At 50.3% G+C, this 22,995-nt stretch carries 23 protein-coding genes; 17 read left to right on the top strand and 6 right to left on the bottom strand.

The genetic code is table 11. The features are described from left to right. Nucleotides 1–91: 91 nt before the first annotated feature. The gene (gene der, locus MAQ5080_RS06050; protein ID WP_067206938.1) at nt 92–1,429 is read left to right on the top strand and encodes a ribosome biogenesis GTPase Der; all 1,338 of its coding nucleotides are present in this window, start codon (nt 92–94) and stop codon (nt 1,427–1,429) included. 167 nt (nt 1,430–1,596) lie between these two features. After that, nucleotides 1,597–2,715, top strand: coding sequence for an enoyl-CoA hydratase/isomerase family protein (locus MAQ5080_RS06045; protein WP_067206935.1), 1,119 nt, complete (start codon nt 1,597–1,599; stop codon nt 2,713–2,715). On the opposite strand, the gene rsmS is transcribed toward MAQ5080_RS06045, so the two are convergent. Continuing rightward, nucleotides 2,666–2,851 carry a pleiotropic regulatory protein RsmS gene (rsmS, locus tag MAQ5080_RS17205; RefSeq protein WP_082861033.1) on the bottom strand — a complete coding sequence of 62 codons (186 nt, stop codon included), beginning with the start codon at nt 2,849–2,851 and terminating at the stop codon, nt 2,666–2,668. The two genes, MAQ5080_RS06045 and rsmS, sit on opposite strands and share 50 nt — an antisense overlap. A gap of 104 nt (nt 2,852–2,955) precedes the next feature. Between rsmS and MAQ5080_RS06040 the strand changes: the two genes are divergently transcribed. The 5 genes from MAQ5080_RS06040 to MAQ5080_RS06020 all read left to right on the top strand — a co-directional run bounded on the left by MAQ5080_RS06040 (nt 2,956) and on the right by MAQ5080_RS06020 (nt 7,857). Further along, a complete protein-coding gene (locus tag MAQ5080_RS06040) occupies nt 2,956–3,597 on the top strand; it encodes a thiopurine S-methyltransferase (protein ID WP_082861029.1) in 642 nt (213 codons plus the stop codon). A 99-nt stretch (nt 3,598–3,696) separates the two neighbouring features. Continuing rightward, on the top strand, nt 3,697–6,003 hold the full coding sequence (locus MAQ5080_RS06035) for a YgiQ family radical SAM protein (protein ID WP_067206930.1): 2,307 nt from the start codon (nt 3,697–3,699) through the stop codon (nt 6,001–6,003). A gap of 264 nt (nt 6,004–6,267) precedes the next feature. Further along, nucleotides 6,268–6,867 (top strand): YitT family protein, encoded by a 600-nt coding sequence (locus tag MAQ5080_RS06030; protein ID WP_067207031.1) that lies wholly within the window; start codon nt 6,268–6,270, stop codon nt 6,865–6,867. Next, on the top strand, nt 6,867–7,364 hold the full coding sequence (locus tag MAQ5080_RS06025; protein ID WP_067206928.1) for a GNAT family N-acetyltransferase: 498 nt from the start codon (nt 6,867–6,869) through the stop codon (nt 7,362–7,364). The genes MAQ5080_RS06030 and MAQ5080_RS06025 overlap by 1 nt, the downstream gene beginning before the upstream one ends. A 31-nt stretch (nt 7,365–7,395) precedes the next feature. Beyond that, nucleotides 7,396–7,857, top strand: a complete 462-nt coding sequence (locus tag MAQ5080_RS06020) for a methyltransferase family protein (protein ID WP_197464564.1) — start codon at nt 7,396–7,398, stop codon at nt 7,855–7,857. On the opposite strand, the gene msrB is transcribed toward MAQ5080_RS06020, so the two are convergent. Continuing rightward, nucleotides 7,854–8,339 (bottom strand): peptide-methionine (R)-S-oxide reductase MsrB, encoded by a 486-nt coding sequence (gene msrB, locus MAQ5080_RS06015; RefSeq protein WP_067206926.1) that lies wholly within the window; start codon nt 8,337–8,339, stop codon nt 7,854–7,856. The genes MAQ5080_RS06020 and msrB overlap by 4 nt on opposite strands. A gap of 185 nt (nt 8,340–8,524) precedes the next feature. Here msrB and efpL point away from each other — a divergent pair, with 185 nt between their 5' ends. Then, on the top strand, nt 8,525–9,097 hold the full coding sequence (gene efpL, locus MAQ5080_RS06010; protein WP_067206924.1) for an elongation factor P-like protein EfpL: 573 nt from the start codon (nt 8,525–8,527) through the stop codon (nt 9,095–9,097). Between the two features lie 84 nt (nt 9,098–9,181). Here efpL and MAQ5080_RS06005 read toward each other — a convergent pair whose 3' ends face one another. Next, nucleotides 9,182–11,017 (bottom strand): ABC transporter ATP-binding protein, encoded by a 1,836-nt coding sequence (locus MAQ5080_RS06005; protein WP_067206922.1) that lies wholly within the window; start codon nt 11,015–11,017, stop codon nt 9,182–9,184. 169 nt (nt 11,018–11,186) lie between these two features. On the opposite strand from MAQ5080_RS06005, the gene MAQ5080_RS06000 reads away from it, so the two are divergent. Genes MAQ5080_RS06000 through MAQ5080_RS05965 form a run of 8 tightly spaced genes read left to right on the top strand, consistent with a single transcriptional unit; the run spans nt 11,187 to nt 19,634 of the window. Continuing rightward, nucleotides 11,187–12,944, top strand: a complete 1,758-nt coding sequence (locus tag MAQ5080_RS06000; RefSeq protein WP_067206920.1) for an AAA family ATPase — start codon at nt 11,187–11,189, stop codon at nt 12,942–12,944. A gap of 47 nt (nt 12,945–12,991) precedes the next feature. Continuing rightward, entirely contained in the window at nt 12,992–14,317 is a 1,326-nt protein-coding gene (locus MAQ5080_RS05995; protein WP_067206918.1) for a cobyrinic acid a,c-diamide synthase CobB, read from the top strand. 6 nt (nt 14,318–14,323) lie between these two features. Continuing rightward, nucleotides 14,324–15,445, top strand: a complete 1,122-nt coding sequence (locus MAQ5080_RS05990) for a cobalt-precorrin-5B (C(1))-methyltransferase (RefSeq protein WP_067206915.1) — start codon at nt 14,324–14,326, stop codon at nt 15,443–15,445. A gap of 8 nt (nt 15,446–15,453) precedes the next feature. Continuing rightward, on the top strand, nt 15,454–16,230 hold the full coding sequence (gene cobK, locus MAQ5080_RS05985; RefSeq protein WP_067206912.1) for a precorrin-6A reductase: 777 nt from the start codon (nt 15,454–15,456) through the stop codon (nt 16,228–16,230). Continuing rightward, entirely contained in the window at nt 16,227–16,868 is a 642-nt protein-coding gene (locus MAQ5080_RS05980) for a precorrin-8X methylmutase (RefSeq protein ID WP_067206909.1), read from the top strand. The genes cobK and MAQ5080_RS05980 overlap by 4 nt, the downstream gene beginning before the upstream one ends. 20 nt (nt 16,869–16,888) lie before the next feature. Next, entirely contained in the window at nt 16,889–18,166 is a 1,278-nt protein-coding gene (locus MAQ5080_RS05975) for a bifunctional cobalt-precorrin-7 (C(5))-methyltransferase/cobalt-precorrin-6B (C(15))-methyltransferase (protein WP_067206906.1), read from the top strand. Next, the gene (cobI, locus tag MAQ5080_RS05970) at nt 18,163–18,879 is read left to right on the top strand and encodes a precorrin-2 C(20)-methyltransferase (RefSeq protein ID WP_067206903.1); all 717 of its coding nucleotides are present in this window, start codon (nt 18,163–18,165) and stop codon (nt 18,877–18,879) included. Before MAQ5080_RS05975 ends, cobI begins: the two co-directional genes overlap by 4 nt. Next, the gene (locus tag MAQ5080_RS05965; RefSeq protein WP_067206900.1) at nt 18,876–19,634 is read left to right on the top strand and encodes a cobalt-precorrin 5A hydrolase; all 759 of its coding nucleotides are present in this window, start codon (nt 18,876–18,878) and stop codon (nt 19,632–19,634) included. The genes cobI and MAQ5080_RS05965 overlap by 4 nt, the downstream gene beginning before the upstream one ends. Nucleotides 19,635–19,641: 7 nt before the next feature. Here MAQ5080_RS05965 and MAQ5080_RS05960 read toward each other — a convergent pair whose 3' ends face one another. Continuing rightward, a complete protein-coding gene (locus tag MAQ5080_RS05960; RefSeq protein WP_067206898.1) occupies nt 19,642–20,793 on the bottom strand; it encodes a methionine aminotransferase in 1,152 nt (383 codons plus the stop codon). A gap of 192 nt (nt 20,794–20,985) precedes the next feature. Between MAQ5080_RS05960 and MAQ5080_RS05955 the strand changes: the two genes are divergently transcribed. Beyond that, nucleotides 20,986–21,417, top strand: a complete 432-nt coding sequence (locus MAQ5080_RS05955) for an acyl-CoA thioesterase (protein ID WP_067206894.1) — start codon at nt 20,986–20,988, stop codon at nt 21,415–21,417. 81 nt (nt 21,418–21,498) lie between these two features. Here MAQ5080_RS05955 and MAQ5080_RS05950 read toward each other — a convergent pair whose 3' ends face one another. Beyond that, nucleotides 21,499–22,011 carry a chemotaxis protein CheW gene (locus tag MAQ5080_RS05950; protein ID WP_067206891.1) on the bottom strand — a complete coding sequence of 171 codons (513 nt, stop codon included), beginning with the start codon at nt 22,009–22,011 and terminating at the stop codon, nt 21,499–21,501. A 108-nt stretch (nt 22,012–22,119) separates the two neighbouring features. Then, nucleotides 22,120–22,992 (bottom strand): Tim44 domain-containing protein, encoded by an 873-nt coding sequence (locus tag MAQ5080_RS05945; protein ID WP_067206888.1) that lies wholly within the window; start codon nt 22,990–22,992, stop codon nt 22,120–22,122. Between the last annotated feature and the right edge of the window lie 3 nt (nt 22,993–22,995).

The raw sequence follows: 22,995 nt of genomic DNA, 5'->3' as shown, positions 1-22,995 counted from the left end.
TTGTCTAGAGCGAAAGCTCAAAGCAATTTTTGAAGAGGCTGCTTCGCTCAAAAGGCGTAGCAGCCACTTTGTATTTTTATAGGTTGAAAAAATGATCCCAGTTATTGCATTGGTCGGTCGACCCAATGTTGGAAAATCTACCCTGTTTAACCAGCTGACACGCTCACGTGATGCGTTGGTAGCGGACTATCCTGGCCTGACGCGTGACCGAAAATACGGTGACGGTAAAGCAGGGGAACACGAATTTATTGTTATTGATACGGGTGGTATCAGTGGTGATGAGCAGGGTATTGATGAGCATATGGCGCGTCAGTCGTTGCTTGCGATTGAAGAAGCGGATGTGGTGCTATTCCTAGTGGACGGTCGTCATGGTCTGAACCCTGCCGACGAAATGATTGCCAATCACCTACGCCGTTCTGAAAAGCCGGTTTACCTAGTGGTCAACAAAACCGATGGTATCAATGAAGACATCGCACTAGCAGACTTCTACGCATTGGGCATGGGCGAACTTTACCCATTGGCTGCGGCCCATGGCAAAGGTGTTCGTTCACTGATCGATACGGTTATGCTGCCTTTCGCAGAACGTATCGCGGAAATGCGCGATCAGATCGAGTTTAATGCCAAAGGTATTCGTATCGGTGTGGTAGGTCGTCCTAACGTTGGCAAATCAACACTGGTGAACCGCATGCTGGGTGAAGAGCGTGTGGTGGTGTATGACATGCCGGGAACGACGCGTGACAGTGTCTACATTCCGTACAAACGCCATGACAAAGATTACACCCTAATCGATACTGCAGGTGTGCGTCGTCGTAAGCATGTTAAGGAAGCGGTTGAGAAGTTCTCCATCGTTAAAACTTTGCAGGCGATCCAAGACGCTAACGTGGTAATCTGTGTGATCGACTCCCATGAAGACCTGGTAGAGCAAGACCTGCACATGATTGGTTACGTTCTAGACGCGGGCCGTGGTTTGGTGATTGCCATCAACAAGTGGGATGGCTTGAAGAAAGAGGATCGTGAGCACATTAAGAAGGAAGTCGAGCGTCGCCTTGGCTTCGTACCCTACGCTAAGGTGCATTACATCTCAGCGCTACACGGTACCGGTGTGGGTGACCTGTATGACACCATCGAAGAGACTTACGAGTCTTGTTACGCTAAGTGGTCAACGAACCGTCTAACGCGTATTTTGGAAGATGCGGTAGCCGAGCACCAGCCGCCAATGGTCAGAGGTCGTCGTATCAAACTACGTTACGCCCACCAAGGTGGCTCTAACCCACCGCGTATTGTGGTACACGGTAACCAGACGGATGCTTTGCCAGGCAGTTACAAACGTTACCTCGAGAACAAATTCCGTACCGTATTGAACATTACAGGTACGCCGATTTCGTTTGAATTTAAGTCGTCTGATAACCCTTTTGCGCCGAAGCGCTAAGTCAGGTGATTGGTTCTTTTCAAAAGCCCCGTTTGAGTGACATCAAACGGGGCTTTTTTGCCTCTGCTCGACATTAGTCTTAAAACTATTGTTCCGCTCGCCCAGTTCCGCTACTTTGAAACAACAATAGGACGAAATAGACCAAGAAAAATAATAACGGAGCGCTTATGTCTCACTCGGTGGAATTCTCATCTCTGCCTTTTGCCAGCCATTTTAAGCTGGGTCGCATTCGGCTGAATTCAGCCAGAACTCTAAATGCCTTGTCGTTAGACATGATTAAAACCATGCAACAACAGTTGCAGGCTTGGCAAGACGATCCTTATATTGTCGCTGTTTTGCTGGAAGGGGAGGGCGAAAAAGCTTTCTGTGCCGGCGGTAATGTGGTCGATGTCTATCGCGCCATTGCCGAACAAGGGGACCAAGGCGCCTTTAGTCAGCACTATTTTGGCCACGAATATCAATTAGACCAACTGATTCAAGAGTATCGTAAGCCCATTATTTGCTGGGGCCACGGTTATGTGATGGGCGGTGGTATGGGGCTCTTTATGGGAGCACGCTATCGTTTGGTGATGCCCTCCAGTCGCCTAGCGATGCCGGAAATCAAGATTGGCCTGTATCCAGATGTCGGGGCCAGCTACTTTCTTAATCAGCTGCCTGAACATTTCGCCCGCTTTCTTGCTTTAACGGCTTACCAAGTCAATGCCACAGACGCCTGTGAGCTGGGGCTGGCCACTCATTATATTTGCGATGAAGCCTATCAAGAGCTGCTGGATCAGTTGGCCGCAGGTACCTTGGAAGACAACAGTCATGAGCATGTGGCGCAGCATATTGAGCGTGTGTTGCATGGCTTTACTTTGTCAGATGACTTGCCGTTGTTAAAACCTGAACTGATCGCCCATGAGAAAGAGCTGGAAAAGCTTATGAGTGGCGACATCGTCAATATCTACCACTCGTTTAAGCACTTTGATAATGACAGCCCAACCCTAATGGCGGCGCGTCATAATTTCCTAAAAGGGAGTCCTTTATCTGCCTGTTTGATTCTAGAGCAGCTAAACTGGGGGAAAGGACAGAGTTTAGCGGCGGTGTTTGAACGAGAAACCATTTTATCGGTCAATATCAGTGTGCATGGTGATTTCTGTGAAGGGGTGAGAGCCCTATTAGTGGATAAGGATCAAGCACCTATTTGGCAGCATCACTCTGTGATTGAGGCCGCCAAACAGCCTTTGGCGACGTTTTTTAATCCGCCGTCGATGATGGCGGAGCGGCCGTCGTATGAGGCGAGCTAGCGGCTTTTTGTTGGTAGTCTTGTAAGACAATTTTTAAGGCTGCAATGGCAGTATCGTTCGGGATTTCATTCTCTTCTAGCAGGGCGATCAAATCGACGGCTAGCTTGATATGGTCTGGAGCGGAATCTAATGACATGGATTTATTCTGCATATTTGCTGTCATGTTATTGGTATAAGCTTTTTATACAATGGTGTTATCCAACGTATTAAGCAAAATGTTAACACATCCTAGAGGTGCACGTGGTTACAAATGAATTTTGGTTAGAGCGCTGGCAGTCTGGACGCATTGGCTTCCATCGCGATGAAGTGAATCCATGGTTGGTACAATACTGGCCCCAAGTGGCCCGTGGTGCCAAAGTGCTGGTGCCTTTGTGTGGCAAATCAGCGGATTTATTGTGGTTGGCTAATCAAGGCTATAACGTAACGGGTGTGGAGCTGTCGCCAATGGCGGTAGTGGAGTTTTTCGGTGATAACGATTTAACCTATCACACTGAGCATGTGGGCAGCCTCAAAATCCACACGGCCAATGATCTACCTTTGCGTATCATCGAAGGCGACTACTTCGATTTTGAAGAAACTGGCTTTGATGCTTGTTACGACCGTGCCGCATTAGTGGCCATGCCGGAAGAAAAGCGTGAAGAATATGTCTTGCACACCAAGCAGCGCTTATCACCTCAAGCCTCTCTACTATTGATTACCTTGAGCTACGATGGGGATCAAATGGGGCCGCCGTTCTCGGTGTTGGATTTTGAAGTGACCGAGCTTTGGGGCGAGTGGATTCGAAAAGTGGCGAGCGAGGATCTACTGCAAGTCGATGAGCGCTACCAAGGGGAAGATCGCACCTTTTATGAAGAAACGGTGTGGCGCATTACCAGTCAATAATATCCCTATATACCTGACTAATTTTCTGGGATAATAGTGACCTCAACGCTTCCAGATTCACCAATCTCCCAAGCGATCATCGCTTGGGATAGAGTTCATATGATCAAACGACACAAAACCGCTCCAGATATTTTCTCTTATTCGCCTTACTGGGCAGAATGTTATGGCGTTGCGCCATTTTTACCGACTAGCCGTGAAGAAATGGATGCCCTAGGTTGGGACAGCTGTGACGTCATTATTGTCACTGGCGACGCTTACGTCGACCATCCAAGTTTTGGTATGGCGGTGATGGGGCGCGTGTTGGAAGCCCAAGGTTTCCGTGTCGGTATTATTGATCAGCCCGATTGGCGCAGCCCTGATGACTTTATGCGTCTTGGCCGTCCGAATTTATATTTCGGTGTCACGGCGGGGAACATGGACTCTATGATTAACCGCTACACGGCGGATCTTAAAGTACGTAATGACGATGCTTACACGCCCTATGGCGAAGGCGGTAAACGACCTGATCGTGCTGTCATCGTATACTCGCAGCGCTGTAAGCAAGCCTACCATGATGTGCCTGTAATGATTGGTGGCATCGAGGCGAGTCTACGTCGTATTGCCCAGTACGATTACTGGAGTGACGAAGTGCGCCGTTCAGTGTTGGTGGACTCGACTGCCGACATCCTGCTGTACGGTAACGCTGAGCGTGCCATCATTGATGTGACCCATGCGATTGCCAATGGCAAGAGTATTGACGACATCGTTAATGTGCGGGGTACCACCATTATTCGTGATCTGCCGCCAGGTGGTTACACTGAAATTGACTCTACCCGTGTCGACTGGCCAGGTAAGGTTGATCAAATCTACAGCCCTTATGAGTACATTCCTGAGGGCAAGTGCCAAACCGGTGAAGAAGACAAAGACGATGATGTGATGCCGATTCGAGTCATCCCGGCGCCGCTGCGCAAAGGGGAAAAACTCGACCCTGAGAAAACTTATATCCGTCTACCATCGTTTGAAAAAGTCTCCAAAGACCCTGTGTTGTACGCTCACACTTCGCGTATTTTGCACTTAGAGTCGAATCCGCATAATGCCCGTGCTTTGATTCAAAAACACGGCAAGAAAGAGATTTGGGTCAATCCGCCACCAATCCCATTGGAAACACCGGAAATGGATGGTGTGTTTGATTTACCTTATGCGCGCATTCCGCACCCAAAGTATAAAAAAGCCCGTATTCCGGCCTACGATATGATCAAAACCTCGATCAATATCATGCGTGGTTGTTTTGGCGGCTGTACTTTCTGTTCCATCACCGAACACGAAGGGCGCGTGATTCAGTCGCGCTCCCATGAGTCGATCTTGAACGAGATCGAAGACATTAAGCGCAAGGTACCAGGGTTTACCGGCCATATTTCTGACCTAGGTGGTCCGACTTCGAACATGTACCACCTCAACTGTAAGGACGATGAAATTCAAGCATCGTGCCGTAAGTTATCGTGTGTCTATCCGACGATCTGTTCGAACCTTAAGACCGATCACAGCCCGACCACAGAGCTGTATCGTAAAGCTCGTGCGGTAGAAGGCATTCATAAGGTATCGATTGCATCGGGTTTGCGTTATGACTTGGCGGTGGAAGACCCTGAGTATGTACGTGAGTTGGTGACTTACCATGTTGGTGGCTTATTAAAGATCGCGCCAGAGCACTCGGAAGAGGGCACCTTGTCGAAGATGATGAAGCCGGGCATGGGCACCTATGACCGCTTTAAGAAGATGTTTGATAAGTTCTCCAAAGAAGCGGGTAAGAAACAACACTTGATCCCATACTTTATCGCAGCGCACCCAGGCAGCAGCGATGAGGATATGATGAACCTTGCGGTGTGGTTGAAGAAAAATGACTTTAAACCAGATCAGGTACAGACCTTCTACCCATCGCCGATGTCATTAGCGACGGCCATGTACCACTCCGGTAAGAACCCGCTTCATGGTGTGACGTACAAGAGTGAAAACGTGCACACGCCAAAAGATTACAAAGAGCGTACCGTACAAAAAGGCTTCTTGCGCTACCACGATCCGAAAAACTGGCCAGCGCTGCGTGAAACCTTACGTGTGATGGGCCGTGCCGATCTGATTGGTAACGCGAAGCATCAGTTGGTACCGGACGAAGAGAAAGACCAGCGTACGCCACGTCGTCCAAGTAAGGCTAAGCCAGGTCAGAAGACCGGGGCATCTCATACCAGCAACCGCCCAACCATGGAGAAAAACGCTGAGAACGAGCGTAATCAGCGTAAATCGAATAAAGCATCCGGCAATGGTGCTGGAGCAAATCGACCAACCAGTCCCCGTCCTGCAGGTTCGAAACCAGCCGGTAAGGGCGGCGCCAATCGCTCGAAGAGTAAAGGCTCACCTGCACGCCGCACTCGTTAATGGGTAGAGAAACTAAAAGCCCCAATCGGCTCCTGCCGGTTGGGGCTTTTTTATAGCTGCTCTGTATTGAGGCGAATCGCCAGTGAATGTCTCGAAAAGGGTGCAAAAGTGACGAAAATCTCGCATAATCGGCCCTTATAGGTGGTACAAAATCTGCATCGCAACACATAACTCGGTGCAAACCCCGCGTTAACACCTCCACAAGAGGTGCGCGTTATTAACCTGCGCTCCACCAAAAGTGAGCGTATAGCTTGGGATCACATTATGAAACTCACACACCAATGGCTTTCTATTCTAGAAGGCTGCATGCTCGTGGCGCTTGGCCTACACCTGCTCAACTCAGTCGGATTGTTAATCAGTGGGACCGCCGGTATCGGTATGATCCTACTCAAGCTAACCAGCTTAACCTTCGGACAATTGTTTTTCGTGTTAAACCTACCGTTTTATATTTTGGCCTGGCGTGCCTTGGGTAAAGAGTTTGCCTTTCGCACCTTTGCTGCGGTCAGTATTCTCTCGCTACTCTCCGAAGTCTTCCGACACTACATCCACATCGATATTCACCCGATTGCCTCAGCTATTTTAGGCGGTATGTTGGTCGGTTTTGGCTTGATCATCCTATTTCGCCATAATGCCTCTTTAGGAGGCTTGAATATCCTGGCCGTGTATCTAGAGCGCCGTTTTAATATCCATGCCAGCAGAACTACCCTAATCGCCGATTTAGGGGTACTAAGCGCTGCAGTATTGGTATTGGATAGTTGGAGTCTGTTGTATTCTTTACTGGCATTTTTGCTATTGAGTTCTGTCGTTGGACGTTATCACCGCCCACCAAAATGGGCGCAAAACAATGAGACAAAACACGCTTAATGAATCCTAATACCGTAATTATCGAACCCTTTACTAGCCAAACTATGAATGTTCGCGAGCTGCTGGATGTATTTCACCGCAGTGTGCATGCCGTCCCGGATGCCATTTACTCAGCCGAGCAAAAGTCTGCGTGGGCACCTGACTGTGTTGATGCTGGGGCTTGGAACGAGCGACTGGCACAGCATCAAGTGTGGGTGGCACGAGATGAGAAGAACCGTGAATGTTTGGGGTTTATTGAGTTAGACCTTAGTGGTGATCTGGAATGTCTCTACATATGTCCAAGGGCGCAGCGACAAGGTATCGCCAAGCGCTTAGTGATCACAGCATTTGAGAATATGAGCCAGCAATTTCCCGAGAAAACCAACTGGCAAGTGCAGGCCTCGGACACGGCTTATGAATTCTTCCTAAAGCTAGGCTTTCTGCCCACCAAACGTAATCAGATTGAGCGTTTTGGTATCTTGCTGGAAAACACGACAATGGCGAAAGACATCTGCTAACCTTAATCGATAAGTGTGAATTGAGGTGTTAATGATGGACAGTTTGGAGTTAAAAGTACCACCGGCGTTGTCATTTTTGGCCACCGCTTTGCTCATGTGGCTCAGTGCCGATTGTCTGCCTGCACGGCACATCGGCTGGTTTTTGTGTTCGCTGGCATGGCTGGTGTTTATTGCAGGTGGCATATGCTGTCTGTTTGGGCTACTTGAGTTTCTCGCCCATAAAACTACCCCTGATCCACGAGATCCCCATCAATCAAGCTCCTTGGTGTGTCGCGGTATTTACGCCTACTCGCGCAACCCAATGTACTTAGGCTTTGTGCTGTTTCTGGCTAGCCTCATGTTATGGCTTGGCTCACCCTTGTTGGTGTTTTACATCCTAGCATTTGTTTGGTTCCTGACCCGTTTTCAAATTGAGCCAGAAGAACGCATCCTGCGTTACCGTTTTGGCCAAGCTTATCAGGACTATCTCTACCGCGTGCCACGCTGGTTCTAAGCGTCTCGAGCGACAAAGGTTAGCGCCACACCATTGATACAGTGGCGCAGCCCAGTTGGCGCTGGACCATCTTCAAAAATATGCCCCAAATGGCTGCCACAGCGACGACAGTGCACTTCGGTGCGTGTGACAAACCAGCTACGGTCTTCTTTTGTGGCCACAGCGTTAGGCAAACTGTCGTAAAAACTTGGCCAGCCGGTGCCACTGTCGTATTTGGTGTTTGAATCATACAGTGCCAAATCACAGCCTTTACAATGGAATATACCTTCGCGCTTTTCGTCATTGAGGGGGCTCGAGTAGGCTCGCTCGGTCGCTTCCTCGCGCATGACTTCGTATTCAAAGTCGCTCAGAAGGGCGCGCCATTCGGCTTCCGTGCGAGTGATTTCATATTGCGCTTCGGCGACGCCTGCTGCAATGGCCGTTAAGCCACGACTCATCAACAGCAGGGCAAGACCACCTTGGATAAAGCTTCTACGTTTCATTTTTTGACTCCGGTTGGCGACAAGCATGTCGTCTCTAGTTTTAAAATTAGACGAAGATGGCCGCCTTTTCTTACACCAGGTGTATTAATTAGTGGCACAAAATGGCTAACTCGCTTAGCATCAGCAGCTGCGACGAAGGGCTCGCGAAGAACCTTGGTTAAATTTTTTGTTTAGGACAATTGAAAATGCCAAAAGCCAGTGAAATCAAACGTAATAACGCCGTTGAATACGATGGTAAAACTTATATTGTGCGTGATATCGAACGTTCGGTACCACAAGGCCGTGCCGGCGGTAGCTTGTACCGTATGCGTATGTACGACGTCGTCACTGGACGTAAAATCGATGAAACCTTCAAAGATTCTGATATGTTGAATCTTGCTGATTTGATCCGCCGTCCAGCGAACTTCTCATACCTAGACGGTGATGAGTATGTGTTCATGGATCAAGAAGACTACACACCTTACAACCTACACAAAGATGCGATTGCGGATGAAGTGGCATTCTTTAACGAAGATACCACTGGGATTCAAGTGGTGTTGGTAAGCGATGCCCCAGTGGCTCTTGAGCTACCACAAGTGGTGGAATTGACCGTTACGGAAACGGACCCATCGATCAAGGGGGCCTCAGCAACGTCGCGTACTAAGCCAGCTGTGCTATCTACTGGTGCAACCATTCAAGTGCCTGAGTACATCGCCACGGGCGACCGTATCCGAGTTAACGTGGAAGAGCGTAAATTCTCTGGTCGTGCGGAAAAATAAGCACACCAGCTAATGCTCTGTTGAACAGTAAAAAGGGGCTGTGAATGTACTTTCACAGCCCCTTTTTTCATCAGAGTATGGTGGCTATTGATAACCCTTGGCTTGCAGGTTAAATAAATGAGCGTAGCGACCATCCACTGCTAATAGCTGTTCATGGTCACCGCGTTCGATAATCTGGCCATGCTCCATCACGATAATTTCATTGGCGAGGCGCACGGTAGAAAAGCGATGCGAGATCAGGATCGCCATTTTGCTAGCAGTATGCTCTTGGAAGTGGGCAAAGATTTCCGCCTCGGCGCCAGCATCCATCGCGGCTGTCGGTTCATCTAACACGAGAATATCTGCCTTCTCGCGCATAAACGCACGCGCTAGAGCAATCTTTTGCCATTGTCCCCCAGACAGTTCTTGGCCGCCTTTAAACCAACGACCCAGTTGGGTGTGGTAGCCGCTACTCAGTTGGTTAATAAAATCGGTGGCTTTGCCCAGCTCCGCTGCGTGATGCCAGCCCCCTTCATCCTGGAAACGTGAGTCATCGCCGACACCAATGTTTTCACCGACAATAAATTGATAGCGCACGAAGTCCTGAAAGATGACGCCAATCCGTTCCAGTAGGGCGCTTTCATTCCAGTCGTTAAGGTCTAAGCCGTCTAACAGAATACGTCCATGGGATGGCGTATAGAGGCGTGTTAACAGCTTGATCAGAGTGGTTTTCCCCGAGCCGTTTTCCCCGACAATGGCCAAACTGTTGCCCGGTTTAATATGTAAGGTGATGTCTTTTAAGGCATAGGCGTCACTGCCTGGGTACTGAAAAGACACATTCTCAAAACGAATACCATCGCCCATTAACGGCCCTTTATTGGCGCCTTTTTGTTGCGCTAAGGTGTCTTGTTCGAGGTATTCGTACAAGTTTGACAGGTACAAGTTGTCTTCATACATGCCACTGATGCTGGTAAGCGAAGACGCCACGGCGGCTTGTCCCTGTTTGAACAGCAACAGGTACATGGTCATTTGTCCTAGGGTAATGGCGCCGATTACGGTGGAAGTCACGATCCAGCCATAGGCGCCATAAAAGACTAGAGTACTGATAATGCCCAGCACAAAACCCCAGAACTCGCGGCGGACAATGAGGCGTTTATTTTCCTTGAACAGCTTCACGAAAATATCGCGATAGCGATTAATAAAGCGCTTACTCAATTGAAACAGGCGCACTTCTTTGATGTTGTCTTCCCGAGCCAGTAGGGTTTCTAAGTAGTTTTGCTGGCGTACTTCTGGGGAGCGCCAGCGTGCTAACAGAAAGGCATCGCCGCTAAACTTGGCTTCGGCGATAAAGGACGGTAGAGCTCCGATGACCAACACCAACAGCGCCCAAGGGGAAAACTGCCACAACAACACGGAAAAGCTGACCAAAGAAATAGCATTTTGCAGCAAGGAAAAGGTTTTATTGACCAGCGCTAGAGGGCGGCTGGAGGCTTCACGGCGGGCGCGTACTAACTTGTCGTAAAATTCCGAGTCCTCGAACTGGGACAAGCTAAGTTGCTGGGCCTTTTCCAAAATCATCATATTGACGCGCTGGCCAAGCAAAGCACGCAAGATGGCTTGTAGGGCGGCAAGCCCCCGTTGGCTGGCGCTGAGCCCTAATACCAGCACGCCTTCTAGGAGTACGTAATACATCGCCGGGAAGTAATGCAGCTCACCCGTTTCTTGATAGGTGTCCATCGCGGCAACCACGGCATCGACGATCAGCTGCCCGACATAAGCCATGGCGGCGGGCAAGACCCCGGCAAATAGGGTAAGAATGGCCAAGCCCAAGGTCAGCTTTGAAGACGTTTGCCATACCAAATGCAAGGCGCGTTTACTGTAGCGAAACACGCCCAACATATTCATGTCCACCGCGTTGGCATTCGGCATAGCTCGTTTCATACGATTTAGGTCCTTAATAGAGTCACTCTATTTTAACGGCATTTGCTTCTGTATCGAAGTGGTTCATGTGCAATGTGGGCTTTTCAATTTGACTTGGTTAGAGGGCACCGATAAGGTTCGGGATTAGATTATAGAAAGGTTTCAAGAACGAAACCTTCGGTAGGTACGCATGGCAGACGCTTCTTTTCACAACTTTCCTTTTACCGCCGTGGCGGGGCAAGAGTCCCTTAAATTGGCATTGATATTGACGGCCATTAACCCACGTATTGGTGGCGTCTTGATTGCTGGTCCCCGTGGCAGTGCCAAATCAACCCTAGCTCGAGGCCTAGCTGGGGTCATGCCCTTGCAGCAAGACCAGGAAACAGCCTTTGTCACACTGCCTCTGGGGGCAACGGAAGATCGTTTGCTCGGCTCTTTGGACATAGAGGCAGTGCTGAATGATAAGCAGGTGAAATTCCATCCTGGCTTACTGGCTCAAGCGGATCAAGGCGTGTTGTATGTGGACGAAGTGAATCTGCTGGCCGATAGCTTAGTTGACGTGTTGCTGGACGTCAGTGCCAGTGGTGTCAACCGTGTCGAGCGCGATGGGGTGAGTCATGTGCATGAGGCACGTTTTATCCTTGTCGGCACCATGAACCCAGAGGAAGGGGAGTTACGGCCGCAACTCCAAGATCGCTTTGGTCTGATGGTGTCTTTGTCCAATGACTATAGCTTGGAAGAGCGGGTGCAAATTGTGCGTCTACGCGATGAGTATGATCAGGACCCCAAAGGTTTCTGCGATGCCTTTAAGTACAAACAACGCAATTTGCGCCAAAGTATCAGCCAAGCCAAAGCGCGACTGTCCAGCATCAAATGTGCCGATGCCATTCGCATGGACATTGCCAGTCGTTGCCAAGATGCCATGGTCGACGGTGTGCGTGCCGACATTGTCTGGGTACGTGCCGCCGTTGCGCATGCGGCATGGCGTGGTGCACAAACCGTATCCGTGGAAGATGTACAAGCAGTCGAATCTTTTGTCTTAGCGCATCGTCGCCAAGCCTCGTCACCCTCTAAGCCGTCAGCACCACCGAGCTCACCACCGCCTTCACGACGACCACAAGATTCCCTCCCACAAGAAGAGGGCCCTGCGCCGGGAAAGTCTTTACCTTCACCACAGAGTGAATCTGCTGGTGAACTGTCTGTCGGTGAATGGGGCTCGATGCCGCCAGAGCGACAGCTAGCGGTCGAAGCCATAGGTTTGGGTTCCAGCTTATTTAGTGAAGCGTTTGTGCCGCCAGAGCGAAGTGTCACAAACGTATTGGCAGGCAAACAGCGAGGCATCAGCCAAGGCGGTGCGAATCTCGGTAAACAGCCAGCGGGTGCCATCGACGTCGCTCAGGCTTTGAGAAGCAGTGCTGGTGCCTGGCCACCACAGCAGTTAGTGCGCCGCAAAGCCCGTTCAGGCAAAGCGGTATTGCATTGCATCCTACTGGATACCTCTGGCTCGACGTTATCTGAGCAAACCTTTGCGAAGACCAAAGGGATGATTTTAGAGATTGCCTCGCGGGCGTATTTGCAACGGGAGCAGATCAGCATTTTAGGCTTTGGTGGCGACCAAGTGGATTGGCTATTGCCGCAAGTGCGTGCGCCCCAGAATATTCGTACACAATTAGACGAGTTTGGCGCCGGCGGTGGCACACCGATTCACCAAGCCCTAGACGATGCCGAACGTTATTTAGTGCAAGTCTCTCGTCAGCAACCAGAGCTGGAGCTGTACAGCTATATTCTGACCGATGGTCGGGTGACGGGCGAGTTTGCCACCAAACGTTGGCCGGGGAAACGGGTGGTAGTGGATACCGAACTAGCTGCCATTAAGCGCGGCCGTGCTCGAGATCTGGCTCAGGCGCTTCAAGCTGATTACATGACGCTGAGCCAGTTATTGACGTAAATCGAGCTGAAACACAATTTCAAACAAATTTAAGATAAGTAAACAAGATGACAACCAATGTGGTCCATTGCCCAGCCTTATTCCTAACCGCACCGGCCTCTAACCAAGGTAAGACGACTATTACGGCGGCTTTAGCACGCTATTTTACCGAGCAAGATAAGGTTGTGCGCGTATTCAAAACCGGCCCAGACTACCTTGATCCACAGATCTTGGCGCAGGCCTCTAAGCAGCCAGTAGAGCAGCTCGATATATGGATGGCTGGGGATGAGTACTGTCAAAAAATGCTGTTTGACGCCGCCCAAGAAGCGGACTTAATTTTGGTTGAAGGCGCCATGGGCATGTTCGATGGTGATCCTTCCAGTGCTGACTTAGCCGCTCGCTTTAATATCCCAGCGGCGATTGTCATGGACGTGCAAGGTATGGCACAAACCGCCGCGGCGCTGGCCACGGGCTTGGCGAACTTTCGGGGTGATGTAAAGATCGCAGGGTTAATTGCCAATCGTTGTGGCAGTGAACGTCACGCACAACTGATTCGCGATGCCTTGCCAGAAGATTTACCTCTGTTGATCAGCTTAAAGCGTGATGAAGAAGTGACCTTGCCGGAGCGTCATTTGGGCTTGGTACAAGCCTCTGAAGTAGGTGATGAGTTAGAAGAATGTTTTACGGCGGCGGTGCGCTGGCTCAGTGAAACCGAAGACAAAACGTTACTTAGCTTACCTGACGCCGTGGCGTTTTATGCGCCAGAACAGGACGTCACGTTACCAGACATTGGCACGCCCCTAGCGGGCAAAACCATCGCCATCGCTAAAGATGAAGCCTTTAGCTTTATCTACGATGCGAACCTGCGCGTGTTGGCTAAATTGGGCGCACAGGTGACCTTCTTTTCTCCGCTGCACGATCAGTATTTGCCTGTGGCAGATGCGTTGTGGCTGCCGGGCGGCTACCCGGAATTACATGCACAAAAACTGTCGCAAAACACAGCTATGCTCGACCAAATTCAGACCTTCTTTGCGGCGCATAAGCCCATCTTGGCGGAATGTGGTGGCATGCTCTATAGCCTTGAAACATTGACTGACCTTGAGTCCAATACCTATCCCATGCTGGGGCTTTTAAAAGGGGCGGGGGCCATGCGCGGCAAACGGGGTTGCCAAGGTATGCAAACCGCACCGTTGCCAGAGGGCGATATCCGTGGCCATGCCCATCATCGTTCCCTAAGTGAAAATACGCCAGAGCCATTAAGCCATGGCCGTCGCCAGCGTCACCCGGCACCGGGTGAGGCGATTTATCGTGAGAAAGGCTTAACAGCAAGTTACCTACATCTGTTTTTCGCCTCTAACTTCGCGGCCACCGCGGCCCTGTTTAATGGCGCTTAACTACCTATGTGGCCGGAAAGCAGTGACAGCCAGCGACCGCTTAGGTCGGGACTGACCACAGGTACCTGTGCCACCGCTTGTTCGGTGGCGGCAGCGCAGGCGCTACTGACCCAAGAACAAGCCAAACAGGTGTTTGTCACCTTGCCCAAAGGCCAAGAAGTAGCCCTTGATATTATTTCCTATGAGATAAGCGCTGATTCTGTGAAGGCGGCGACCACCAAGGATGCGGGCGATGACCCAGATGTCACCCATGGGGCAACCGTTTGGGTAGAGCTTTCGTTAACGCCAGAACACGGCATCGAATTTGTCGCTGGGCAAGGTGTTGGTACCGTGACGCGCACAGGGCTTTTGCTCGATGTTGGCGAGCCGGCGATCAATCCGGTACCGCGCAAAATGATCAGCGAGCACCTCATGGCCATTGCTCAAGAACAGGAATATACCGGGGGCTTTCGGGTCATGGTTGGTGTTAAAAACGGCGAGCAATTAGCGCTGAAAACTATGAATCCGCGCTTGGGGATTCTCGGTGGTATTTCCATTTTAGGCACCACTGGCATTGTGCGGCCATTTTCCTGTGGCGCTTACATTGCGTCGATCCAACAAGGGCTTGATGTGGCCCGTGCCAACGGCCATCGTTATATTGCTGCCACCACAGGCAACGCCAGTGAAACCGCTATTCGCGAGCGTGATGCTTTGCATGAGATGGCGTTGATTGAGATGGGTGACTTTGTTGGGGCACTGTTAAAACATGTGAGGCGCTTAGAAAGCCAAGCGCCGCAATTGGAGAAGCTCACTATTTGTGGTGGCTTTGGCAAGATCAGTAAACTGGCCCAGCAGCACATGGATTTAAACTCCCGTGCCTCCTCGATTAACCTAGAGGCGCTGGCGGAGTTGGCCCGAACGCTGGGCGCGTCAGAGGCGTTAGCGCGACAGATGTGCCAAGCTAATACCAGTGTCGAAGCGCTGCAATTGGCGCAACAGGAAGGCGTCGCGCTGGCCGATGCAGTGTGTCAGCAGGCGCTCGAATTTTGCCGCGGTTTTGTGCCAGCGCATATGGCATTAGAAGTGTTGGCCATTGATCGTAAAGGGCTGTTTGTCGGGCAAGCGTTGCAGCACAAGGCTGCAAATTAAGGATAGCTATGAAAATTCTCGTATTGGGCGGTACCGCTGACGGTCGGCATTTAGCCGAGCGCTTAAGTCAGCTTGGTGTTGAAGTACTGTACTCCATTGCAGGGTTGGTGCGCGTACCGACCTTACCCTGTGAAGTCCTAGTCGGTGGCTTTAGCCAATTTGGTGGCTTGGCCACATTTCTCAAACAGCGTCAGATTGATTTAGTGATCGATGCCACTCACCCCTATGCCGCGACCATGAGCAATACAGCGGTAGCGGCGGGCCAAGAAACCGGTATTCCTGTATGGCGCTTTTTACGTCCAGCGTGGCAGCCGCAAGCCGCTGATGATTGGCGTAACTACCAAAACGATGATGACTTGTTAGAGCAGCTGAAAGATTTTAAACGCCCTTTATTGAGTGCTGGGCAAATGACGCGAGAGCAACTATTAGCCATCACTCAGTCAGAAGGTTTTGAACAAGGTGTTTGGCGCACCGCAGTCTTACCCAAATTTGACGTGCCCGAAACCATCACTTGGCTTAAGGCCATTGGGCCGTTTGACTTGGATAGTGAGCGTGACTTACTTAAGCGCTATCAAATCGATGTCATCGTCAGCAAAAATAGTGGTGGTGATTCTACCTCCGCCAAACTGGATGCGGCCCGTGAGTTGGGCATTCGTGTCTTATTGCATCAGCGCCCACAAGTGAATAAGGCGGTGCGCACCTTTTCCGAATATTCTCAGCTTATCGAAGCGGTGCAGGCTTTTAGCGCCTCAGCATCTAGCACTCAGGAACCTCAGCAACAGTGACATATCAGTACGATCCGACGCCGCAAGGCATTGAAAACGAGAGCTTTCGTCAAATCCGTGAGCTGACTCAGCTCGATCATTTATCCCATGATGCCCAGCAAGTGGTGATGCGCGTGGTGCACAGTCTAGGTTTACCAGACGTGGCGCAACAGGTTCGTTTTAGCGACAACGCCTGTGAAGCAGGACGCGCAGCGTTAGCGCAACACAGTCCTATCCTATGCGACGTGGAAATGGTCAAGCAGGGCGTTACCAAACGTATGATTGAGCGTGAGCCACTGTGTTTCTTAAACGATCCTCGTACCGCAGACCTGGCTAAGTCAAACGGCGAGACACGTTCTATGGCGGCCTTAAGTCTCTGGCAAGAACAACTAGAAGGCAGTGTGGTGTTGATCGGTAATGCGCCGACCGCCTTGTTTCGTTTATTAGAAATGATTCGTGCTGGCGCGCCTAAGCCAGCACTGGTGATCGCTATGCCGGTGGGCTTTGTCGGCGCGGCCGAGTCTAAGCAAGCTCTTTGGGATGACCACAAAGCATTGGGCATTGAGTGTATTACCATGCTCGGTCGTATGGGGGGCAGTGCGGTGACCTCGGCCAGCTGTAACGCGTTGCTGCGTTGTAATATTGGTGAATACTATTAATTAAGCGGTAAGGGAAAACGGTGAAGATTCACGTTATTGGATTGGGGATCAACGAGCAGGCACAACTGCCGAAAGAAGCGCAAGATGTGCTCGTGAAGCTCACAGAAAACGATAAGCTGGTGGGCAGTGAACGCCAGTTATCCATGGTGCATGCTTATGGTACCAAGGCGCAAACCCATGTGCTGCCAAAGCTGAATGACCTGAAACACCATATGGATGAATGGGCTTCGTTAGGCGTCGAACGGGTGGCGATTTTGGCCTCAGGGGACCCGCTTTACTATGGCATTGGCGCCTGGGTGCACCGCTCGTTTGCCGAGCAAGAAGTGCGTTTTTACCCAAATGTGTCCAGTATTCAAGCTGCTTGTCACCGTTTAGGAATTTCCCTACAGAACGCCCAAGTGTTCAGTGTTCATGGTCGTCCTTTAGCGTCGATCCGTACCCAGTTGCACCCCTCGAAAACCCTGCTGTTGTTAACCGATAAAAGCAACAACCCGCAAGCCATTGCCAAGGAATGTGTTGAGATGGGCCTTGGCTTAAGTGAGTTGTTTGTGTGTGAACGTTTAGGCTATGAGCATGAGCGTGTCACGCGCTATACGGCGAATAGCTTGGCTCATGTGGAAGATAGCTTTGATCCGCTTAACGTAGTGATCATTAACACCAGTGCTCAGCCAGGTCGCTTACCGTCCACGCCGGGCTTTAAAGATAGCCTCTTCATCACTGACAAAGGTGACGGCCAAGGCATGATCACCAAGCGCGAGGTACGTTTGGCGGTATTGTCCTATCTAGGTGTCGAAGCCAAAGAAGTGGTGTGGGACATTGGTGCAGGCTGCGGTGGCGTCAGTGTGGAATTGGCCTACTGGAACCCAGAAACAGAGGTATATGGCATTGAGCATCATGAAGCGCGGCTAGCTTGTCTTGAAGCCAATCGTGAGCACTTTGGTGTGGTGAAGAATCTGCATGTGGTGCATGGTCGTGCCCCAGAGGCCTTTGCCAATTTGCCCACTCCTAAGCGTGTCTTTATCGGCGGTAGTGATGGGGAAATGGCGCAATTATTAGATGAGGTTTGGCAACGTTTGCCACTTGGTGGCGTTCTTCTAGTCAATGCAGTGACCGATGCGACCATGATGGAGGCCATGGCCTTTCTTGCTAAGCGCGATGCGGCGCAAGACGCTTACGATGAAAGCTCGACCATTCAAGTTTATCGCAGTGAGCGTTTGGCGGGTAAGCGTATTCGTCGACCGCATTTGCCAGTGAGTCTTTGGCGCTTTGAAAAGTGTTTACCAGGAGAGCAGGCATGAGCGGTACGTTTTTCGGCATAGGTGTGGGGCCAGGCGATCCTGAGTTATTGACGCTTAAAGCGGTACGTTTGATTCAACAAGCGGATGTATTGGCTTACTTGGTTGGCGAGTCGGGTCAATCACAAGCCAAGCAAATCGCTGTGTTAGCTCTGGAGGGCCGTATTGCAAAACACCAGGATATTGTCATCCCAATGCCTATGTCGACGCGTCGAGAGGCGGCTAATCAGGCTTACGATGAAGGGGCGCAAGCCATTCGCGAGGCATTGTCTCAAGGCCTCAATGTGGCGTTCTTATGTGAAGGAGACCCTCTGTTCTTTGGCTCCTTTACTTATCTAATGGAGCGCTTAGCGGGTGAGTGCTCGATTCAAGTGGTGCCGGGGATTTCCAGTATTCATGCAGCGGCGGCGGAACTACGGCATCCGTTAACCATGTTAAAGGAATCCTTTTGTGTGGTCAGTGGTCGTCACACAGAAGAGCAATTAGTAGAAGCGCTACGACAGCATGATTCGATCGTGATTATGAAAGCAGGGCGTGCACGGCCAAGCATTCTAAAGGCGTTGTATCTTACTGAGCGAGTGGATGACGCCAAGTATGTGGAATACGTCGGACGTGACAATCAGTTGGTCGAGAACGATGTGCGCCAGTTAAAGAGTGAGCAGGGGCCTTACTTTTCCTTATTTATTGTTTCGCGTAAAGAGCGCTGCACACGATGATTCGTATTATTGCTCTGACCGACGCGGGTCAAGTGCTTGGGAAACGCTTACAGACCCTAGTGCCGAATAGTGAGTTACATTTTAAGCCCAAGCCGTTTGCCGAAACCGTACAGGACTTTTTCCGAGAGGGGGACGCGCTGCTATTTATCTGTGCCACCGGCATTGTCATGCGTACCTTAGCACCTGTGATAGAAAGCAAGTTACAAGACCCACCCGTACTGGTGTTAGATGAGTTAGGTCGTTTTGTCATTCCGCTGTTATCAGGCCATGAAGGCGGCGCCAATCAGTGGGGCAGTGACGTGGCTAAAGTGCTTAACGCTGAGCTGGTGATGACCACTGCCAATGCCTACTTAAATCCAGTCTACACGTTGGGCATGGGCTGTGAGCGCAATTGTCCATTAGAGTATTTGGAAAGCTTAATGCTAGAGGGACTTGAGAGAGTAGGCTTAGCGCCTGAGCAGATTTCTGGGCTGTACAGCATTGATATCAAAGCCGATGAAACCCATTTGATTGAGCTGGCTAAAAAGTACCAGTGGCCGTTTATGACCTATTCTGCAGAGGCGCTAAAAGCCGTCGAGCCGTTGTTAAGTACGCGTTCTGACTATGTGTTTAACACGGTTGGGGTGTATGGCGTGGCGGAGTCTGCAGCCTTGCTCGGAGCGCAGAGGTTGACCAACGCTAGCCCAGAATTGCGCCTAAACAAGATCAAAAACCCCAAAGCCACCTGTGCGGTGGCGCGGGCGTATCAGATATAAACGCAGTCTAAAGTGTGATTAGATTCTGTGCGGCAGCGCTTAAAGTGCTGGCTTGTTTGGCAAAACAGAAGCGCACTAAACGCATGTCTTCTGGCGGTGTTTGATAAAACACCGAGATCGGAATCGCCGCGACACCAGCGGCTTCAATTAACCATAAGGCAAATTCCGTATCAGGGATATCTTTGATAGCACTGTAATCCATTAATTGAAAATAGGTGCCGGGCGACGGGGTGAAGGTAAAGCAACTCTCGCCCATGGCTTTGTTGAAGAAATCACGTTTTTGCTGATAGAAGCTGGGCAATACCTCATCGTGCTCAGGGTGAGTGCTTAAAAAGTCCGCTAACGCCAACTGCATCGGTGTGCTGGTACTAAAGGTTAGGTATTGGTGCACTTTGCGGATTTCTGTCATGAGTGGTGCAGGGGCAACACAGTAGCCAATTTTCCAGCCAGTGGTGTGGTAGGTTTTACCAAAGGAGGAGACCACGACACTGCGCTTCGCTAGTTCCTTATGGCGCAACACACTTTGATGGTCAGCCCATTCAAAGACAATGTGTTCGTACACCTCATCGGACAACACCAATAGATCGTGCTGCTCAGCAATCTCATACAATGCGTCTAAATCATTGGCGGAAAACACTGTACCCGTTGGGTTATGGGGCGAGTTGACGATAATAGCTTTGGTGTTGTCGGTGATCGCATTGGCAACGGTTTGCCAGTTAATAGCAAAGGTCGGTGGTAGCAACGCGATGTGCACAGGCGTACCGCCGTTGAGGCGAATCGCTGGGTCGTAGGAGTCATACGCCGGATCAAACACAATCACTTCATCACCAGGACGCACAAAGGCTGAGATGGTGGCGAAGATGGCTTCCGTCGCACCAGATGTCACCGTAATGTCGCTATCCACATTGGCTTGGAAATCGTAACAGCGCTTAAGTTTGCTCTGGATGGCTTGGCGTAAAGAGGGCACGCCCGTCATGGGCGCATATTGGTTAGCGCCCTGTTGGATGTAATGATTGACTCGATCTAACAGCTCGCTTGGGCCGTCGAAGTCGGGAAAGCCTTGCGACAGGTTAATGGCTTGATGTTTGGCGGCCAGTTCAGACATTTGCGTAAAAATGGTGGTGCCGGTACTGGGAAGTTTGCTGTCGAATTGGCGCATGGCGTGTTCCTTTGTGCAACGAATCAAAATCGAAGCGCTCATGCTAATCCAGCTTTTGCAGCAGATAAAGCGCAGATTGCACAGGCTTAGTGAAATCTTGGCCGTAAAATGGCGTCGCTACATTCTTTTTACTGAATATCTTGTGAAGCTTTGTTATAACAGTGCCCATAATCGGAACGAAGGAGTGCAGTCATGTCCGAAGAGTCAATGCAAACGAAGGGGCGTTTAACGACCCGTACTGTGGCCATGCCAGGGGATACCAACCCTGCTGGCGATATTTTTGGTGGATGGGTGGTGTCTCAAATGGACATCGCCGCGGGTATTTGTGCTGGTCAGCGTGCTCAGTCCCGTGTGGTCACCGTGGCGCTAGATGGTATGAGCTTTATACGTCCAGTGAAAGTGGGTGACATTCTAGGGGTATATACCGATGTGAAATCGGTGGGTACCACTTCTATGAACATTCATGTGGAAGCTTGGGTGCGTCGTGGCCGAATCGGTATCCGCGAAAAGGTCACCGAGGGGACGTTTAAGTTTGTCGCCATTGATGAAAACGGTAAGTCGAAGCCGATCCCTGCTGAAGAAGATTTGCCAGATTACGTGAATGAATCGATGCATGAGTGGTAGCACAGGCGTGCACTGTTGCGTAACCAAAAAAAGCAGCCTATGGCTGCTTTTTTACTTTTCGATGTCAGCGTGTCTCGCTGATTAGATCATTGAGCCAATCGCTAGTTGTTCATTGTCGGCATCGATCATTTTATTTAGGTCCAATAGAATCACCAGTTCTTCATCTTTCTGGTAAACCCCTTGGATAAACATCAAGGCTTCGTCATTACCAACGCTTGGGCTCTGCTCAATCTCACCTTGGTATAGGTAGAATACTTCTTGAACCGCATCCACAAGCATACCGATTTGCTCGCCATCGTGCTCAATGATGATAATACGAGTGTCATCGGTGATGGTGCATTCTGGCAAACTAAAACGCACACGCGTATCAATCACGGTGACCACGTTACCACGTAGGTTAACGATACCAAGCACATAAGACTGAGCGCCAGGAACGGGAGCAATCTCACTGTAACGCAGTACTTCTTTAATCTGCATTACGTTAATGCCGTAAGTTTCATCCAATAGCTTAAAAGTAAGGTATTGCAATAACTCGCCTTTCTTACTTTCAGCGGGCAAATTTCCTGCTTCTTTGATAGTCGCTAATTCAGACATGGTTTCTAAACCTATTATCAATCCGGTGATACGCGCAAATGCGCTGCTCGATCATTCTGGCAAGAATAGACGAAATGCAGCGCATTAGCTTGAGAAATTAAGTAACAATTAGTTGTCTTGTTGGATACCAACAATGGTCCAATTGCCACGTGCATCTTCTAGGTTTTTCTCTAAGTGCCATACTTCGTTGGTTTCGCTGGTCTGATCGCCTTCTTTGATCCAGCCAGTAAAACGCAATGAAATAGACGCTGTTGAGCCGATAAACTCACCGCGAACCAAGTCGACCATTAGGGAAACGACTTCCGTACGTGGTTTATCTGCACCGTATTTCGCACGTTCTTGACGCAACATATCACAAAGATCTTGACTAAAGTAGTCACTGATCTCATTGAAATCGTTTTCGTCCCATGCTTTTTGTAGCGTCACATAGTGATTTTTCGCTTCCGCAATAAAGGCTTGCTCGTTAAAGCCTGGTGGCAATTGGATTTCTGGCTGTGCGCCAAAGCCTGACATGCCCGCCATTGGCGAAGGTTGTACGTTGTCGCGCGTTGAGTGCGGCATCTCACGGTACATGCCCTGCGCGCCTGCAGCTTGCGCCGCTTGACGTTTTTTCGCAAAGAAGAGTTTGTAAATCAAGAAACCGATCACTGCGAACAATAGAATGTCGCCGAATGCTAAGCCGTCAAAGGCACCACTGCCCATCAGCGCAGCAAATAGACCGCCTGCTAACAAACCACCAAGAAGACCACCTGCTAGACCACCAAAAAGACCTGACTTTTTAGTGGTACCTGCAGCGGCTGCTGTGTTTGTCTTAGAGGTACCACTGGTTGCACTAGAGCTGGTTGGGCTTTTACTAATAGAGTAGCTTTTGCCGAAGCTTTTGCTGCCGCCAAGTTTCTTGGCATGGGCATCCGCGGCAAAGCCACCGCCACCAATTACTAAAACAAATGCCATTAAAAAGGCATAAACTGCTGATTTCACGTC

Source organism: Marinomonas aquimarina (assembly GCF_900089755.1).
Classification (GTDB): Bacteria; Pseudomonadota; Gammaproteobacteria; order Pseudomonadales; family Marinomonadaceae; genus Marinomonas; species Marinomonas aquimarina.
Note: the sequence above shows the minus strand (reverse complement) of the source record. Positions and strands in the feature narration are given on the sequence as shown.

What these genes read in the sequence shown, in the direction of transcription:
- MAQ5080_RS06035 (WP_067206930.1), top strand. Translation starts at nt 3,697, where the DNA reads ATGATCAAACGACACAAAACCGCTCCAGATATTTTCTCTTATTCGCCT.
- MAQ5080_RS06005 (WP_067206922.1), bottom strand. Translation starts at nt 11,017, where the DNA reads ATGAAACGAGCTATGCCGAATGCCAACGCGGTGGACATGAATATGTTG.
- MAQ5080_RS06000 (WP_067206920.1), top strand. Translation starts at nt 11,187, where the DNA reads ATGGCAGACGCTTCTTTTCACAACTTTCCTTTTACCGCCGTGGCGGGG.
- MAQ5080_RS06045 (WP_067206935.1), top strand. Translation starts at nt 1,597, where the DNA reads ATGTCTCACTCGGTGGAATTCTCATCTCTGCCTTTTGCCAGCCATTTT.
- MAQ5080_RS05990 (WP_067206915.1), top strand. Translation starts at nt 14,324, where the DNA reads ATGTGGCCGGAAAGCAGTGACAGCCAGCGACCGCTTAGGTCGGGACTG.
- MAQ5080_RS06030 (WP_067207031.1), top strand. Translation starts at nt 6,268, where the DNA reads ATGAAACTCACACACCAATGGCTTTCTATTCTAGAAGGCTGCATGCTC.
- MAQ5080_RS05960 (WP_067206898.1), bottom strand. Translation starts at nt 20,793, where the DNA reads ATGCGCCAATTCGACAGCAAACTTCCCAGTACCGGCACCACCATTTTT.
- msrB (WP_067206926.1), bottom strand. Translation starts at nt 8,339, where the DNA reads ATGAAACGTAGAAGCTTTATCCAAGGTGGTCTTGCCCTGCTGTTGATG.
- cobI (WP_067206903.1), top strand. Translation starts at nt 18,163, where the DNA reads ATGAGCGGTACGTTTTTCGGCATAGGTGTGGGGCCAGGCGATCCTGAG.
- rsmS (WP_082861033.1), bottom strand. Translation starts at nt 2,851, where the DNA reads ATGTCATTAGATTCCGCTCCAGACCATATCAAGCTAGCCGTCGATTTG.
- MAQ5080_RS06025 (WP_067206928.1), top strand. Translation starts at nt 6,867, where the DNA reads ATGAATCCTAATACCGTAATTATCGAACCCTTTACTAGCCAAACTATG.
- MAQ5080_RS06020 (WP_197464564.1), top strand. Translation starts at nt 7,396, where the DNA reads ATGATGGACAGTTTGGAGTTAAAAGTACCACCGGCGTTGTCATTTTTG.
- MAQ5080_RS05955 (WP_067206894.1), top strand. Translation starts at nt 20,986, where the DNA reads ATGTCCGAAGAGTCAATGCAAACGAAGGGGCGTTTAACGACCCGTACT.
- efpL (WP_067206924.1), top strand. Translation starts at nt 8,525, where the DNA reads ATGCCAAAAGCCAGTGAAATCAAACGTAATAACGCCGTTGAATACGAT.
- der (WP_067206938.1), top strand. Translation starts at nt 92, where the DNA reads ATGATCCCAGTTATTGCATTGGTCGGTCGACCCAATGTTGGAAAATCT.
- MAQ5080_RS05995 (WP_067206918.1), top strand. Translation starts at nt 12,992, where the DNA reads ATGACAACCAATGTGGTCCATTGCCCAGCCTTATTCCTAACCGCACCG.
- cobK (WP_067206912.1), top strand. Translation starts at nt 15,454, where the DNA reads ATGAAAATTCTCGTATTGGGCGGTACCGCTGACGGTCGGCATTTAGCC.
- MAQ5080_RS05950 (WP_067206891.1), bottom strand. Translation starts at nt 22,011, where the DNA reads ATGTCTGAATTAGCGACTATCAAAGAAGCAGGAAATTTGCCCGCTGAA.
- MAQ5080_RS05965 (WP_067206900.1), top strand. Translation starts at nt 18,876, where the DNA reads ATGATTCGTATTATTGCTCTGACCGACGCGGGTCAAGTGCTTGGGAAA.